This window comes from Serratia sp. CY84636, assembly GCF_052166245.1.
Taxonomy (GTDB): Bacteria; Pseudomonadota; Gammaproteobacteria; order Enterobacterales; family Enterobacteriaceae; genus Serratia; species Serratia nevei.
Genome location: NZ_JBJNOX010000002.1, coordinates 741,040 through 757,304, shown reverse-complemented (window position 1 = coordinate 757,304; position 16,265 = coordinate 741,040). Strand labels below are relative to the sequence as shown.

Genomic DNA, 16,265 nt, shown 5'->3' with positions numbered 1-16,265 from the left:
GCGTTCAGAGATTTACTGCGCAAGCATCATGGTATTGCTGAGCAACACAAACACCAGGCTGCAGAAGACCGCCGGCAAAATCCAGCGGCTTATGGCCGGTTGAAAAACGAATTAGTTCAGCGGCATGAGCAGCCGGCGCCGGCATGGTTGGCCGCAGGAGAAAGCCCATGAATCAGGCCTGGACGGCAGAATCCACATATCACTACCAAGGTGCGCATAATGTATATTATGTTAAATTGAACGTGATGAATGCTAACCGCCATGGCGTGGAGCTTTCCTGAGTACGTAACTCTCTGCTGCTTATCGGGGCTCTTCCATAGAACCCCTAACCTCTTACTACTATCCTCTTAGTGGCTAAGGTAATAGTAAATATAGCGTGAGTTAAATGACTCCATTCGATCAGCTTTTTAAACTCAGCTCAATCCTCTGCCGGCGTACCTTGATGAAAGCGCATCTGCCAACCCGCCTTTTCCGTCAGCAGCCAAATCGATGAGCGTTCAGTGCAACGAACGGCGCGGCCCTGCGCATCACGCTGAAAACTTTTGTACGTCAGCAACACGGCGCCTTCACTGATTTTCGCCAGCTTAAAACCTTCGGCGAAAATTGGCGGATAATCCGTTTCCATCTCCAGCGCCGCAACGGTTTGGCATTTGTCATAACGTAGGCCTGAACGACCAATCTCTTCAAAGTCTTCATGCAACAATGCCGCGACATGTTTCGGATCGCAGCGCGTTGTTGGCTGGTGCAGTTCAACCTCAAGCGCCTGAATTTGGCTAAGCCACTGTGCAAAATGGGTCAAAATGCCCTCCTTTTTGATCGCGCTACGTGAAATCTGGCAAACTTCGGCAGTCAATCTACATCTGAATGACACTCGTGAAACCTGACTATTCCCAGGATTCCTTCTCATAGGGTTTTTGCCAGTTTTTTTCCGTGACGGGCACCAGTTCCCCGTTGAACGTATAGGTACAACAGCGGCATCTCACCGGCACATCTTCTGCGGTGAATGCCGGGTTCACTTTCTGCAGTATCCCGTGCTCATCTATGCATAGCCCGCTGTAATAGCTCGACTCACCACAGCAGACATAGCTCTGCCAGTTTTTACGGTGCAGCGCCACCAGGTAAAAAATAGGTGCTTCTTTATCCAACCGACTAACCGCTTCGCTGTGCACTTCACTCCAGGGTTGGCCCACTTTACTGAGCAAAAATTGAAATAGCGGCGTGTAATCCATGCCATGTTGTATCCGCCCATGCATGCTTTCACGCAGCGGCAACTGCTCATCATCCAGCTGTTTGCTATGCCGTTCCCAGCGGTACTCACCACCGCTGGCTATGGGCCCTCTGGATGTCACGCTTTCTCTTCTATAGAGTTTTTTCTTTCTATCTCGATGTGCTCTCATCAAGCCTCAATAGTGACATTGTCACACAAAAAGAAATCCTTACGCCGGTTTCCCAGCCAAATGCGACCGCCGAACCCGCAACTCTCCGTGTCGCCAGGCGCCGTCTGCCGTGGCGCGATTGTCGATCAGGCGATTCAAAGCCTCCTCGACCAGCCGGTCGATGCGTTGGCTGTAGCTGGTCAGCGCCCAATTGGCTGAGCCGGCTTCATCGATATCGTCGAAACCGACCACGGCCATCGCGGACGACGGCGCCGTTTGCCTGAGCGCTTCGAGCGCCCCCAGCGCCAACACGTCGTTCTCGCAGAACAGCGCCTCAACCCGCTCGCTTTCCGTCGTTGCCTGCAGGTATTCGCTCATCAGCTGGAAACCGCGTTGGCGATCGTAGTGGCCGGCGGTGAGCACCCGATCCAACTGAAAGCCGACGGCCATCAGTTTGTCGCGGTAGCCTTCCATGCGCAGCAAATGGCTGCTTTGCGTGTCCGGCCCCTTCATGTAGCCAAAGCGCCGATGCCCTTGTTCTATCAGCAACTCAGCGATCTCTTCGCCGGCGCGGTAACCGTCGATATTGACCACATCAATGTGTTCACTTTCCGTATTGCGGCACACCTGCACCAGCGGGATCTGATGCAGGTCTTGCGCGATCGCCGCCCACTCTTGGGTTAACACCGTCGCCAGGAACAAAATGCCATCGACCTGCAGCTGATCGGCCATCGCCATCACCGCCCGGTAGTTTTCCCCGGCGGTGATGTTCAGCAGCAGCGCCATATAGCCGCGGGTTTGCAGCTGTTTGGTGACCATATCGAGCATCATCATCGAATGCGGGTTCTTCATCTCGTCGATGGCCACGCCGATGATGTGCGTGCGTTTTTGCGACAGGCTGCGCGCCAGCAGGTTTGGCCGATAGCCCAGCTCGGCTGCCGCCGCCAGTACGCTTTCACGCGCGCTGTCCGAGATCGACGCGCCGGGCGTAAAGGCGCGCGATACCGTCCATTTAGAGACGCCGGCCTTTTCGGCGACGTCGCTGGCGGTGGCTTTGTGGTGTTTTATCATGGTTGCGTCGATCCCGGCTTCGATGAAGTCAAACTATACCCTGCTCGCTCAGATCCCCTAAGCGCCCGTCGGCATTCCTGCTGCAATTATGTCCCGTTTTTGCACCCGATTGCAATTTGTTGTGCAACCGGGTGCAAAAGGTAAAGAGTTTGTGATCGTCCACGCTGTTTTCACCTTTCCCCAGTTGACCGAATTTTATCCATAGCCGACATTCACGGTGGCATTCAGAGACTCATCGCCGTCTTGTCTCTTGTTTTGCACCCGGTTGCAAATACACTGCTTTAACACAACACCTCTCATCTCGACAGGATACCGTAATGAAAAAAACCAGACTGCTGTTGATGTTAGCCTGCTCGCTGTTTGTCGTGACCGCCCAGGCCAAGACCTACCAGGTCGGCGTGGCGCTGGCCAACTTCGATCTCAACTTCGTCTCCATCCTGCGCAACCAAATGGCACGAGAACTGGCTGCGCAGCAGCTGCAAGGCCAGTTCGTCGATGCCAAGGGCGATGTCGCCCTGCAGGTGCAGCAGGTAGACGATCTGATTAATCAGGGCGTGGACGCCATTATCCTCAACCCGGTCGATACGCAAGGCGTCCAGCCGATGATAACGGCTGCCCAACGCGCCGCGATCCCCCTCATCTTCGTCAACCGCAAGCCCGAAGTGCCGCTTAGCGGCGCGACGGCCTACGTCGGCTCCGATTCGGCGCTCAGCGGCCGCCTGCAGATGGAGGCCCTGGCGAAAAAAATGAATTACCGCGGCAACGTGGCGATCCTGATGGGTGCCCTCTCCAACGAAGAAACCCGCGAACGCACCCGTGCGGTAGAAGCGGTAATCGCCACACACAAAGACATGAAAGTGGTAGAGAAACAGACTGCAAAATGGCAGCGCAATGAAGCGGTCGACGTGGTTTCCGGCTGGTTGCTGAACGGCACGCCGATCGATGCGATCGCCGCCAACAACGATGAGATGGCCATCGGCGCGATCATGGCGCTGAAGCAGGCCAAAAAGAATGGCGTGCTGGTCGCCGGTATCGACGGCACGCCAGACGGCCTGCAATTTATCAAAAGCGGCGACCTGGCGGTGACCATTTTCCAGGATGCCAAAGCCCAGGCGATCGGCGCGGTGCAGGTGACCCGAGCGATGTTGGATCACACTAAAACCGAGCCTTACAACTGGGTGCCTTATGCCACCGTGACGCGAGAAAACTACCCGCAATTTGCACAGATGAACCAGAAACAAACCGTTGCCACTCTCTTTTTCAACCCATCTTGCACCCGAGTGCAAAACCACAGTATCAGGAGTCAGCATGTTAAATGGTGAAAGAAGCATCCCTCGTCCGCTGCGTTGGGCGATGATCGGCGGCGGCCGCCTCAGCCAGGTGGGCTACAAGCACCGTTCCGGCGCACTGCGCGACAACACCGCTTATCGGCTGGTTGCCGGCGCTTTTGATATCGACGCGGCGCGCGGACGTGAGTTTGGCGTCAACCTCGGCGTGCCCGCCGAACGCTGCTATGACAACTATCAACAGCTGCTGGATCAAGAAGCCGACCGCGAAGATGGCGTTGAGGTGGTGACCATCGCCACCCCCAACGGCACCCATTATGCAATCACGCGCGCCGCGCTGAATGCCGGCCTGCATGTCATCTGCGAAAAGCCGCTGTTCTTCACCACGGCGGAGGCGAGAGAAATCAAGGCGCTGGCGGCGGAGAAAGGCCTGATCGTCGGCGTAACCTACGGCTTCTCCGGCCATCCGCTGCTGATGCAGATGCGCGCCATGATCGCGAACGGCGACATCGGCGAAATACGCATGGTCGAATTGCAATACACCCACGGTTTCAATGCCAACGAAAGCGCGGACACGTTCGAGGCGCAAAAGTGGCGCGTCGATCCGAAAATCGCCGGCCCCTCTTTTGTGCTGGGCGACATCTCCACCCATACCTTCTACATCTCGCAGCTGGTGATGCCCGATATGAAGATTGCCTCCCTGCTGTGCGATCGCCAGAGCTTTATTCCTTCTCGCGCCCCGCTGGAAGACAACGCCATGGTGCTGATGCACTACGAAAACGGCGCCGTCGGCCGCATGTGGGCCTCCGCCGTCAATGCAGGCGCAATGGACAGCCAAAGCATCCGCGTGGTGGGCTCGCTCGCCAGCCTGCAGTGGAGCGACGCTGCCCCCGGCGAATTGCGCCATGAGATCCAGGGGCGGCCCAACCAAACGCTGCACCACGGCATGCCCTATCTGGACGACAGCGCCCTGGCCGAAGAGCGGCTCGGTGCGCTGCATACCGAAGGGCTGGCCGAATCCTGGGCCAATATCTACCTCAAGTTCGCCATCGCCATCAGCGCCAGCCAGCGCGGCGATCGGCAGACGCTGGCCGCGCTGATCTATCCGGATATCGACGCCGGATTGGAAGGCGTGCGCTGGATTGAAAACTGCGTTCGTTCCGCCGACAACGGCGCCACCTGGGTTAATTACCAATAAGGAAAGCACCATGAAACTTTCATTCTGTACCGACAGCCTGGGTCATTTACCCTTCGAGCAAATGCTGGATCGGCTGCTGGAGCTGGGGGTGCGCGGCGTGGAAATGACCACCGGCGGCTGGTCTCCGGCGCCCCATCTGGATACCGACGATCTGCTGGCTAACCCCGCCAAACGCCGGCAGCTGCAGCAGGCGCTGGCCAGCCGCGGCATGGAGATCGCCGCGCTCAACGTCTCCGGCAATCCGCTCGATCCCGGCGAACTGGGGCAACGCCATCAGCGCCAAACCGACAATACGCTGGAGCTGGCCGGGCTGCTGGGGGTGAAAAAGATCGTTATGATGAGCGGCCTGCCCCCGGCCAGCCCGCATGACACCATTCCCAACTGGATCACCTATACCGTCAGCTGGCCGCCGACGGTGAAAAACTGTCTGGACTATCAATGGAATGAAGTGGCAATCCCCTATTGGCAGACGCTGGTCGCCCGGGCCAAAGCGTGCGGCGTCGAGCGCTTTGCGCTGGAAAACTTCAGCGCCATGCTGGTGTGGAACCCGGAAACGCTGTTCCGGCTGCGCGAGGCCGTTGGCCCGATGGTGGGTCTGAACCTCGATCCCAGCCACCTGATCTGGATGGGTGCGGATCCCATCGCGGTGGCCCGCGCCCTCGGCCCCGCCATTCACCATGTACACGGCAAAGACGTGCGCCTTGAGCGCGGCGTCGTTGAGGTTAACGGACTGCTGGAGACCAAACCGATCGACGACGTGGCCCGCCGCGCCTGGAACTATGTCGCCGTCGGCTGCGGCCGGGATCTGCAGTGGTGGAAGGCGTTCTTCTCGGTGGTGCGCATGATGGGCTACAACGACTGGGTGTCGCTGGAAATGGAAGACCTGACCATGTCGGTCGATGCCGGCATCGTTTCCTCCGTTCAGGCGCTGCAGCAGACGATCAGCCAATAACCCCCTGCGCGGCGGCCACGGCCGCTGCGCAGGCCCGTGCATCGCCAACAGCTTACAAACACCATACTGGCCGGGCGCCGACCGTAGCACTAGCGTGCCCCGCACCATGGCTCAGGCACAGCGTCCTCAGTCCGGCGGCGGCGCCGGAATACCAGGCGCCGCCGCGCATCAGAATGCGTTCACCGTAATTACGCAGATAAACCTGATCGCCGTCCGCACACCGGTGATGAGGGACAATGCCAAGAATTTTCAACACATCCGGTAACGGTGCCCCGCTTGCCATGCGAATACGATCGAACGCATCGTCCATCAATCCAGGCGGATATCCGTTATCCTGCGGATCGCCGTTAAAATGCTGAATAGAGTCGGTAATAAGCGGCGCGCCGGCATTGCCTGTACGAATGGGTGAGACTGCATCGAATTTAGCCGTCCCTCCACTGCCGGGCAGCACCCATGCCCCTGTCGCCAGGTCGACCGCGCGCCAGCGTTCGTCTTCATCGTCGGTCATTGGCATTGCGGCGTCATTATCCGGCAAGAGCAGAATTTCCCCCGCGACCAATTTCAGCCCGTGCTGCCATTCCCACAAATTACCGCACAGATCGCCGATGCCGTACGGCGTACCGTCGTGATACCAGGCTCCCGGGCCGGATGCGGTAAAGGTTGTCGGATCGCCCTGTTCATCGCCCACGGCACCGCCGTCGCATCGTTTACCATACTGACGGCGATCGTGATGCGACCGGCCACTCTCGGTATTGCCCAACTCCGGCCATCCTTGATGGCGGCACCAGAACATCAGCGCGGCCCATTCCGCATTGGTGCCAATATGCCATCCGGCGCCGTTGCGCGCCACCGCCCGACGAAATGTGGCCAGATCGTGCCAGCTCGCCGGAGCCGTATCGGGTTGGCTGACCAGTTCTCCATCGACCAGAGTTCCTGGATAACAGCCATAAAAAAAGGCGTCTTTAAGCTGGCCGTTGACGATAAAGGCAGGATGAACCGCCTCTCCTAACCCTGATGTGACCTCTTGCAGCGTAAAGCGAGAGATCACATGCATATAACTGGGTTGACCACTTGCTGTATACAGCACGGTGCGGTGCCCCTGTGACTCGGTTTCCACTTTGCTCCGCAAAGCGTCTTTTACGATGATCATGAATTTATGCCCGTTAAACAGCTAAGGCCGGGAAAGCGCAGGCTTCCCGGCCCATTGTTACGCCACCATGGCGGCGGATTTGATCGGTTGCAACAATTGCCCGACATCGCAATTGAGCAGTTGAGCACGCTGCAGCAACTCCTCGGTCTTGGCGCCAATCACGGAATGCACATAGGCATTGACCTGTTCCTGATTCATTTGGTTATACCGGTCGGTGAACGCCATTTCGATGCTGTCGCAGATCACCGCGCCGGCATTACTGACATAGTCCGGCAGATAGTGGATGCCGCGCGCCAGCAGCCGCTGTTCTGCCTGCGGCGTACTGAACGGCGAATTGGCGCTGCTAATCACCCAACGCGTATTCAGTTGTTCAACGTTCTGCGCATTTAATATGTTGGACAAGGACGCGATGCAAAGCACCTCGCTGGGTTGCGCCCAGAGTTCGTCTTCACTGACGCGGCGGACCCCAGGCGGGAACTGCGCCGCAGGATTGATGTCATACGCCGTCACTTCGCAACCGAACAGCAGGCTTTGTTTCGCCACTTCCGCCCCGACTTTACCCATGCCGTGAATAGCAATGCGGGCCCGCGGCAAATGATTGAGCCGCAGCGTCAACACCTTTTTCATCGAGCTCCAGACGCCGTAGCCCGTCGCCACCGACGTGTCGACTTGCGGGCTGTCCATGGCATTCAGGATCCATGGCGTAAACTGCCGCAAATAGTCCATCTCTCGATTGCCAGTATTGATATCGCATCCCGTAAACATGGTGCCGCCATAGCGATTGAGCAGGTCGCCGATCGCTTCAAGCACCGCCGGTTGTTCTTGGGGAGAACGCTTGCTGTTCACCACGATTTTGCCACCGCTGAAACCGGTATTGTACAATCCATGCTTCAGCGACATGCGCTGCGCCAGCATGATCGCCTCTTCTTCCTGCTGCTGGCGGGACGCATAGTTGCGCCAGCGGATCCCGCCATTGGCCGGCAGCAGCTTGATCTGCGACGAGTAAGCCAGAGTGAATGACGTGTCGTCATCGATTACGATCGTTTCTACCTGATATTGGTTGTGCGTATTCAGCAATTCATTGTTAACTGACATAATTTGCCATCCTGTTTTAATGGGATTCTTGCTCGAATGCTCCAGCCTGGTCTAACTGTTGTTTTATGCCCCACGGCGTTGGCCGCTTAAGGAAATCGGCCATGCCTACCGACCGGCCAAACTCTTGTTCCAACAAGGCCATCAGCCGCAATGCCATCAGCGATTGCCCGCCGGCGTCAAAAAAGTCGCAGTGGTTGGAATCAGGGTTCACGCCGGTCACGTCGCCCCAAATGCGCCAGATGCGCGCCATCTGCGGATCGGGTTTATCCGCCGTCGTCGATGTTCGCCCGGCTTCCGGCCCCTGCATATCTCGCTCGCCCAACCACCATTGCGCCGGATCGAAGGGATACATTGGCAATGCAATGCGGGAAGGAGGCTGTTGCCACAGGCGGCGCCAGTTAACGTTGACGCTGGCACGCCAGATTTTTTGCAACGCCTGGATCCACACGGCGGTTTCGCTCTGGGCTTCGTCGCGGCGCGGCAAGGTGCGCACCGCCGTTACGGTGCCGGCGGATTTTAGCTGCGCGACCAGCGCCGTGAGTGTCGATCCCGGCCCTACTTCGATGAAAAGCGTTTTTCCGCGCCGCGGTAGGTGTTGCAAGGCGCGGTGATAATCCACCGGTTCACGGGCATGGCGTGACCAATAGCGGGCATCGAGCGCCGCGGGAGCGACTTCGGTCGCCAGCAATGCGGAGACGTAGCGGACGCTCGACGTCGATTCACGCGGCGGCGGCGCAATGCTGGCCAGTTCATCAAGAATGGGATCCATCAACGCCGAGTGGAACGCGTGCGAAACGCTCAGCACCTTGCAACGTACTCCCCTGTCCCGCATCTGTCCTTCGCAGGCGCGAATCGCCGCCACCGGGCCAGAAAGCACGCAGCCGTTCTCACTGTTTTCCGCCGCCAGAGACAGCCGATCGCCAAGCCAGGGTTGGGCTTGCTGAGCGCTCAGTTCTACCGCCAGCATCGCACCAGGCTGCAGCCCGGCCATCAGATGCCCGCGCCGGGCGGCGAACACCAACGCGTCTTGCGCCGAGAACACACCGGCGGCCCAGGCGGCGGCAATCTCACCCAAACTGTGCCCCACGACCCAATCCGGCTCGACGCCGTAATGTTTCAACAGTTCGGCCACGGCGATCTCGACGGCGATCAGGGCCGGCTGCGTCAAGGCCGTGTTGTTAATTGTTTCGGGGGCCGCCTGGCCGGTAAACAACGGGGAGAGATCCAGTGCAGCCTGTGTTTGCAATATCTGCAGCTTGTCATTCATCAGCGTTTTGAATGTCGCATCCTGCGCCATCAGTTCGCTGGCCATACCGATAAACTGGCTTCCCTGCCCGGGAAATTGGAAAACCACCGACAAACGCCCTTTTCCCGTATCCACCATGCTTTCTTTCATGCTCAACACGCCCTGCTCGCCGATATGCAGAGTGCCGCGATAACGCAGCGACTTTCTTCCACTTTGTGCGCTCCAGGCCAGGCGTTCGTCATTCTCGCCGCATGGCCGCTTTTGGTAACGTTTGACCAAGCGATGCCAGGCCTGCTCCGATTGCGCGCTGATCGGCACGACAGTCGCCAACGGCGCTATCGCCGCCCGCATTTGAGGCGTTTTCGGCGGCCTTGCCAGCACGACATGCGCATTGGTACCGCCGATGCCGAAGGCGCTAACGCCGATGGCGTTGCGTGGATCGTCGCGATCCCAACGTTGAGCGGAACAGAGAAACTCAAACGGGCTATCCGCCAACGCCATTTCCGGGTTCGGCGAGTCAAAGTTGATCTGTGGCGTGAGCCAACCGTGTTTGATTTGCAGCGCGGCCTTGATCAGTCCCGCCATGCCGGCGCAGGTTTCCAGGTGCCCGACGTTAGCCTTGACGGCACCGATGGCGCAGAAAGCCCGGTGCGTCGTCCGCTCGCGGAAAACGCCGTTCAGCGCCTCAAATTCGATGGGATCCCCGGCCAACGTTCCCGTGCCGTGCGCTTCGACGGCGCGAAAATCTTCCGGTGCCAGGCGGGCATCGTCCATAGCTTGGCGCAGCAGGCGTTGCTGGCCGTGCAAACTGGTGGTGGTAAAACTGACTTTGCGCGCGCCGTCATTGTTCATCGCTACGCCTTTGATCACCGCAATGATGTCGTCACCGGCCGCCTGTGCGTCAGACAGCCGTTTCAGCACGACAATGCCGACGCCGCTGCCGAACACCGTGCCGCTGGCATCTGCAGAAAACGGTCGACAGTGCCCATCGGTGGAAAACACCATGCCTTGCTGCGCGAAATATCCTTCATGTTGCGGGAGCCTGAGGGTACAAGCGCCGGCCATAGCCATATTGCAACGGCCACTGCGCAACGCGTGAACCGCTTCGTAAACCGCCACCAGCGAAGTGGCACAAGCGGCCTGTACATTACACACCGGCCCCCCGATGCCCAGGTGCCAGGCCACTCGGCTGGTGAGGTAATCTTTGTCGCTCGCGATTTGCCGCTCGAACGGCGAAGGGTTGAGTTTGTCGAGCAACGCAGAGCCCTGTGCCTGATGCAAATAATCGGAACTGCTACAGCCGGCAAACAAGCCCGTATCGTCAAGCTCACCCGGCGTTACCCCGGCGTTTTCCAGAGCGTGCCAGGCGCACTCTAAAAAGAGCCGATGCTGGGGATCCATCAGCAGCGCTTCGCGCGCACTCAGGCCGAAGAATCCCGCGTCGAAGCGGGATATGTCGCCGGCTACCGGTGCGGCGACGGGAATATAGCCCCCGTCGGCCGAGTCAACTTGTTCGTTGTCGACGCGAACCAGCGATTCGACGCCGTTGATCAAGTTATGCCACCAGCTTTCCACGTCCTCGGCGCCCGGGAAGCGGCAGGCCATGCCCACCAAGGCGATATCCCGGTCATTGCTGTTCACCTGCTGCATAGAGGTTCTCCGATTAGAAGCGCAATGCGCTGATGTCCCAACGCGGTTCTCGTTCCGCCAGCAGATCGGCGCAAATTTGCCCCATCAGAGGGGTAAACTTGAATGCCCATCCGCCTGCCGACACCACCAGATGCTCGCCGCCGTGGCAGCGGCCCTTGGCGCTGTCGAGATAGAATTGACGCGCCGGATCGGTAGGCAACACCGCCAGACAGCTCGCGGCGGAATGTTGTTTGTCCGGCTTGAGGAACGGCATATGCCGCCGGGCAAACTCCAGCGCTCGCTCAACGTGTTGCGGGTTGGCCCGATAGCTCGGCACATTGGCTTCGGTGATCGGATCCACTTCAAAATCGGTCCCCAGTCGGTCAAATCCATTGACTGACCACGGATTGGGCGGGAAACCGTAAAACAGGTTACTGTCGCTCTCCACCGGCGGTTGGAAAGCAAACCAGAAGGGATCGTTGGCCCCCAGACGCTGACTGCGCAGCATGCTGATGCAAGCCATCTCATAGGTGGAAAGCGCAAGATCGATATCCAGCTGGCGCAGCAGCTTCTTGCTGCCCGGCCCGCCAGCGACCAGCACCTTACGGGCGCGATAGCGATGCTGCGCCGTCAGCACCGTTGCCCCCCGCGCATCCGGCTCCACGGCCTTCACGCATTGTTGGAACTGGAATTCCACGCCGGCCTCGCTAGCCAGAGAATAAAGCGACGTCAGGGTACCTTTAACATCGATTACCCCGCCGTCTTGCTGCAAGAACCCTTCATAGTTGCTGTCCAGCCCGGTAAAACCGTAGCGCCGTTCGATTTCGCGCATCGTCAGACGTTCATAGGGCAATCTCATCTCATCCATCGACAGCATGGTTTGACGGATCTGCCCCTCATTGGTCCAGACATCCGCATCGCCGAACCACAGGCTGCCAATACGGTGGATCAGTTTTCTGTCCGCCTGTTGTTCCAACTGCCGCCATAATTTGTCGGCTTCCAGGGTAAGGCGGAATATTTCCAATTCCGAGTATTGCAAACGCCAATGGCGTTCCTCCCCGCTGGTACCCGCTAATTGCGTAAATAGCGCATATTGCTCCAGCACCAAAATTTTATGATCCTGATGTTCACGCGCATAATTCCACGCGGCGGCCAGCCCTATGGGGCCGGCACCGATAATAATGACATCCCAGTGTACTGACGTGTGCATACCTATCCCTCGCAATGGATATTGTGTGTGTTTGGTAGAATTATTTTTTAATTAAGCTTTTAATCTGATCCAACGGCAACAGAACGATCAGCGTCAGATATTTTTCTCTCGGAATATCCTGATAAAGCTGACGAACGCCGATTTTCCCCATGACATCCCCGCTAACGCCGGCAGCGAACAGCGATTGCCATTGTCCTGCCCAAATGGCGCTGGAGTTCCAAATGCCGGCGGTTTCGATCCGTCCCAGCGGCGTTTCAGCGGCTTCGTGATACCAGGAAATCACGCTGTCGTCAGACAGTGACGCGATTTTCCACCCCTGGCCCTTCATCGTGCCGATATCACGCCCTTGCTGATCCACCAGCAGGTCAGTGTGTGAATTGGCATCACCCACGTTAGGCGCATTGTTCGTTTTCGCGTTGAAGGTAATATTGGCCATTTCTATAACGGAAAGGATCGTGACATTTTTATAGCCGTCTTTCGATGCCAGAACACGTTCAATTTCCGCAGTGCTTTTGCCGGAACCGATTAATTCCCGAACATAATCGCCAAGCGTAATTAACTCAGACAATACATTATTATTGCCCTGTATAATTTCCATAAAATATTCCTTTGAGGTGTTGTTAAACCGATAAGGCTTCAGATTGTTTGAACCACTCACGCCCTTTTTCTCGGTCGATATCGGAACCCGCGTCGGCAAAAAGCGTGACAATGCGTTGATCTGCACTCAACGTTTCAGCCAGCTTACAGGCCGTTTTCCAGTTGGCGGCGGAGGAGGCACCGATTTTGACGCCGGTCAGTTGATGGAACTCATGCATCGCACTGAGTGCTTCCCGATAAGAAACCGGATTGAAAGGCGGTTCTTGCTGCATCAGCTTACTGATGAAAGGCTGGCGAAAACCAAATCCCAACCCGCCGGCACCGGCGAACTTCGGTTCTCCGTTCGGGGCGGACAACGTACCGTAAGGCAGTTCGCGCGGCGTGCTGCCCCACACGATCAGCTGTGGGTTATCCTGACGTAGCGCCGCCGCAACGCCAGACAGTGTGCCTCCAGTCCCTACCGCGGACACCCAACCATCGACACGCTCGCCGTTCAACTGCCGACGGATCTCCGCGCCCGTCGCATGCTGATGTACGGCGGTATTAACCAGGTTGAGATGCTGGGATAACAGCGTCCAACTCCCATCTTCATGCGCAATCTGCTGGCTGCGTGCAATGACGCCGAGCAGGAACTGATTGCGATCGACCAGGGTAACGACGGCGTTGTCCCCCTTCAGCGTGTCGATCAACGGTTGCGGGGATGAATCCGGGATCACCACCTGCACCGCTATCCCGCACATGTTGCCGAGCTTAGCCAGCGCTTTCGCCATATTGCCCCCCGAGGAATCGAGCAATTTCAATTCGCCGGCGGCGAAATCGTGTTGATTGATGGCATCGCAAAACAGGCCGAATGCGGTGCGATCCTTCACCGAGCCAAACGGATTTTCAAACTCGAACTTGGCGTAAATCGACGCCTTCCCCTTTGGCGAGGGCACTTCAACCAGCGGGGTGTTACCTAACGCAGCATAGAATTTTTTCAACTGGGGGAACAGAGTAAAGGCTTTCTCCGTATCCGGTGCGCAATCCTGTGGGTTAAACAGCTCAAAATTCATCAGAGGTTCCTTTAAAGCCATAGGTTGACAAATAAGCCAGCGTTACTGAAGCAGCCGGCGGAGAAATGCAGCGGTATCCTGCATGAAATAAAAGTGATCGCCCGTAAGGAGTTGAACCTGGCTGCCAGGGAGTTCTTTTTTCCACTGCGACAGCGCGGAGCGGCTAACCAACGGGTCGTCGTCGCCGCCCCAAATGCGCGGCTGCAGGCCGGGCAACGGTTCTGCGCTGAGTTCGCCCAGCAGCCGTAGGTCTTGCTGTATCAATCGGGTGACAAGCGGGCGAGTGAGCGCATCCAGCGTCAACGCGCCGCTGCTTTCACTGAATGCCAGGATGTGGTCCAACACTTCTTGTCGCTGGCTTTCCTGCTGGAGTAATTTCAGTTCTGACGGCGCGCGCTGGGCCGACAAAACGGTGTCGATGCGAAAGCGCGACGTTTGCAGCGCCGCGGCAACCTGCAGGGCAAGCAGCGTGCCCATGCTGTGACCGAAAATCACCGCCGGTGCGATGCCCAGCGAGGCATGCAGCGCATCGACGCAGCGCGCAATGGCGTACTGAGCCGTTTCCCAGGCCGGCGCGTCTTGCGCTTCTTCCCGGCCGGGATATTGCATGATGAACAGATCCACCTCGTCCGGCAGCAGCTCTCGCCAGTGCTGGTAGAACGCAACGCCGCCGCCGGCATGCGGAAAGACCACCAATTGTTTGGTGACCGGCGAACTGCGCGGGCGGCTGAGTCTCACCGCGCAGCCGAGAGAAGTGCGCAATTGCGTCATGAGTTCAACCCCGCCGTGTTTCTGACGGACTGCTCCTGGCGCAGCATATCGCGCAGCGTCAGGCGATCTATCTTGCCGATGCCTTTCATGGGGATGGCGTCGATGACGATCAATTTTTCCGGTGCCTTGAACGCCGCCAGCCCTTCTTTCTCAAAGAAACGGCGCAATGCGCTGAGGGTCAGCGTGTCATCCGTACTGGTGACAAACAGACACGGTACCTCACCGTACAGATCGTCCGCCATGCCCACGCAAGCGGCTCGCACCACGGCAGGATGTTGTTCTGCCAGTTCTTCTATCTCGTTCGGACTGAATTTTTCTCCCCCGCGGTTAATCGAATCGTTGACGCGCCCATCGATGAAAATATTGCCTGCGGCATCGACATGCGCCAGATCGCCGGTGCGGTAAAAACCGTCAGCGGTAAATGCGGCAAGATTCGCCTGGGGATTTTGGTAGTATTCGGTGAGCGTATAAGGGCCGCGGGTGATCAGTTCACCTGATTTACCCACGGGCAAAGAACAGCCATTTTCATCGACGATCAGCACTTCATCATAGGGACTCAAAGGCCGACCCTGAGAGCTGAACCGCACCGCATCGTCATCGTCAACCGCGTTAAAACACAGTAGCCCTTCGCTCATGCCATAACATTGCTGCAGGGTAATGCCGAGACTGCGGGACGAGGAGGCCGCCAGCTCTGGCGTCACTCTGGCCCCTCCCACCTGGACATGCCACAACGTTGCCAGGTTGCGCGGCGTTTTTTGCTGCAGTTCGCTCCATTGCGACAGCAGCGCAGGCACCAGCGTGGTATGCGTCACGCCGCATCGCTCGATCGCGTCCAACGCCGTTTCCGCCGAGGGCGCATCGGCGAGCGCCACAGCGCCGCCGCGAGAAAGCGTACCCAGTATGCCGGGGCAATTGATGACGAATCCATGTGAAACCGGCATCGCAGCGAAATAGACCGACTGGCTGTCCAGAGCAAACACGTCACAGCCGCATTCGATCATATAACTGTAACCGCCATTCTTGCGGGCGATCGCCTTGGGCAAACCGGTGGTGCCGCTCGAAAGCAACATGACGGCGGTATCCGACGGCGTCATGGTGACGGCGTGAAGTGGCGGCGAAGGCACCAGGGGTGAACAGAACTGTTGTAAGTTCAGGTAGCGAGTATCGTGCCCGGCGTCGTCGTAATCTTCGACCAGTATCACATCGATATTGAGACCTTCCGTCAACAGCGTCTGCAGAGCGGCAAGTGGGTTATAGCGACGGGAACCGCGCTGCAAGGCAAATACTTTCGGCGCGGTCAGATGCAGAATGTGCCTTAGCTCTTTTTCACGATAAGAAGGTAATATCGGCACCGGGATCGCACCGAGCATCAACGAAGAGAGCATGACGACAACCGCTTCACGGGTATTGCGCAATTGATACGCGATCCGATCGCCTTTTTGCACGCCTAATTGGCGCAACTTCAAGGCGGCTGAAGCGACCGCACCGTTCAGCCAGTCGTAACTGTAAATCTCCCCGCGTTCAAAAAGCGCCGGGCGCTGTCCATGTTGTTGAAGGGCCTTTAATAAACGTTGATTGATTGAATCCCCAACACTAACCATAGCGACTCCATAATGAGTTAACTCACTGTTT

Annotated in this window: 14 protein-coding genes; 3 read left to right on the top strand and 11 right to left on the bottom strand. The window is 57.8% G+C overall.

Annotation, left to right across the window (positions count from 1 at the left end):
* Positions 1–418 precede the first annotated feature (418 nt).
* From ACJ8QI_RS08175 to ACJ8QI_RS08165, 3 genes are all read right to left on the bottom strand, one after another.
* Positions 419–799 carry a nuclear transport factor 2 family protein gene (locus tag ACJ8QI_RS08175; protein ID WP_070914325.1) on the bottom strand — a complete coding sequence of 127 codons (381 nt, stop codon included), beginning with the start codon at positions 797–799 and terminating at the stop codon, positions 419–421.
* Between the two features lie 85 nt (positions 800–884).
* Complete coding sequence (locus ACJ8QI_RS08170; protein WP_060418879.1) at positions 885–1,397, bottom strand: hypothetical protein; 513 nt, start codon at positions 1,395–1,397, stop codon at positions 885–887.
* A gap of 39 nt (positions 1,398–1,436) precedes the next feature.
* Positions 1,437–2,447, bottom strand: coding sequence for a LacI family DNA-binding transcriptional regulator (locus tag ACJ8QI_RS08165; RefSeq protein WP_442532333.1), 1,011 nt, complete (start codon positions 2,445–2,447; stop codon positions 1,437–1,439).
* Between the two features lie 317 nt (positions 2,448–2,764).
* Between ACJ8QI_RS08165 and ACJ8QI_RS08160 the strand changes: the two genes are divergently transcribed.
* The 3 genes from ACJ8QI_RS08160 to ACJ8QI_RS08150 are packed head-to-tail and all read left to right on the top strand — an operon-like array spanning position 2,765 to position 5,883.
* The gene (locus tag ACJ8QI_RS08160) at positions 2,765–3,769 is read left to right on the top strand and encodes a substrate-binding domain-containing protein (RefSeq protein WP_442532332.1); all 1,005 of its coding nucleotides are present in this window, start codon (positions 2,765–2,767) and stop codon (positions 3,767–3,769) included.
* Entirely contained in the window at positions 3,756–4,931 is a 1,176-nt protein-coding gene (locus ACJ8QI_RS08155) for a Gfo/Idh/MocA family protein (RefSeq protein WP_442532331.1), read from the top strand. The genes ACJ8QI_RS08160 and ACJ8QI_RS08155 overlap by 14 nt, the downstream gene beginning before the upstream one ends.
* A gap of 10 nt (positions 4,932–4,941) precedes the next feature.
* The gene (locus tag ACJ8QI_RS08150) at positions 4,942–5,883 is read left to right on the top strand and encodes a sugar phosphate isomerase/epimerase family protein (RefSeq protein WP_442532330.1); all 942 of its coding nucleotides are present in this window, start codon (positions 4,942–4,944) and stop codon (positions 5,881–5,883) included.
* Positions 5,884–5,935: 52 nt separating this feature from the next.
* On the opposite strand, the gene ACJ8QI_RS08145 is transcribed toward ACJ8QI_RS08150, so the two are convergent.
* The 8 genes from ACJ8QI_RS08145 to ACJ8QI_RS08110 are packed head-to-tail and all read right to left on the bottom strand — an operon-like array spanning position 5,936 to position 16,234.
* Positions 5,936–7,033, bottom strand: coding sequence for a hypothetical protein (locus ACJ8QI_RS08145; protein ID WP_442532329.1), 1,098 nt, complete (start codon positions 7,031–7,033; stop codon positions 5,936–5,938).
* A 57-nt stretch (positions 7,034–7,090) separates the two neighbouring features.
* On the bottom strand, positions 7,091–8,128 hold the full coding sequence (locus tag ACJ8QI_RS08140; RefSeq protein WP_141968831.1) for a Glu/Leu/Phe/Val dehydrogenase dimerization domain-containing protein: 1,038 nt from the start codon (positions 8,126–8,128) through the stop codon (positions 7,091–7,093).
* 16 nt (positions 8,129–8,144) lie between these two features.
* A complete protein-coding gene (locus tag ACJ8QI_RS08135; RefSeq protein ID WP_442532328.1) occupies positions 8,145–11,024 on the bottom strand; it encodes a type I polyketide synthase in 2,880 nt (959 codons plus the stop codon).
* Between the two features lie 13 nt (positions 11,025–11,037).
* Positions 11,038–12,213, bottom strand: coding sequence for an NAD(P)/FAD-dependent oxidoreductase (locus ACJ8QI_RS08130; protein ID WP_442532327.1), 1,176 nt, complete (start codon positions 12,211–12,213; stop codon positions 11,038–11,040).
* Positions 12,214–12,253: 40 nt separating this feature from the next.
* Complete coding sequence (locus tag ACJ8QI_RS08125) at positions 12,254–12,811, bottom strand: allene oxide cyclase barrel-like domain-containing protein (RefSeq protein ID WP_442532326.1); 558 nt, start codon at positions 12,809–12,811, stop codon at positions 12,254–12,256.
* Positions 12,812–12,833: 22 nt separating this feature from the next.
* Entirely contained in the window at positions 12,834–13,862 is a 1,029-nt protein-coding gene (locus tag ACJ8QI_RS08120; RefSeq protein ID WP_060433071.1) for a PLP-dependent cysteine synthase family protein, read from the bottom strand.
* A 42-nt stretch (positions 13,863–13,904) separates the two neighbouring features.
* Positions 13,905–14,633 (bottom strand): thioesterase II family protein, encoded by a 729-nt coding sequence (locus ACJ8QI_RS08115; protein WP_141968842.1) that lies wholly within the window; start codon positions 14,631–14,633, stop codon positions 13,905–13,907.
* Positions 14,630–16,234, bottom strand: a complete 1,605-nt coding sequence (locus tag ACJ8QI_RS08110; protein ID WP_060433069.1) for an AMP-binding protein — start codon at positions 16,232–16,234, stop codon at positions 14,630–14,632. The genes ACJ8QI_RS08115 and ACJ8QI_RS08110 overlap by 4 nt, the downstream gene beginning before the upstream one ends.
* Positions 16,235–16,265 lie beyond the last annotated feature (31 nt).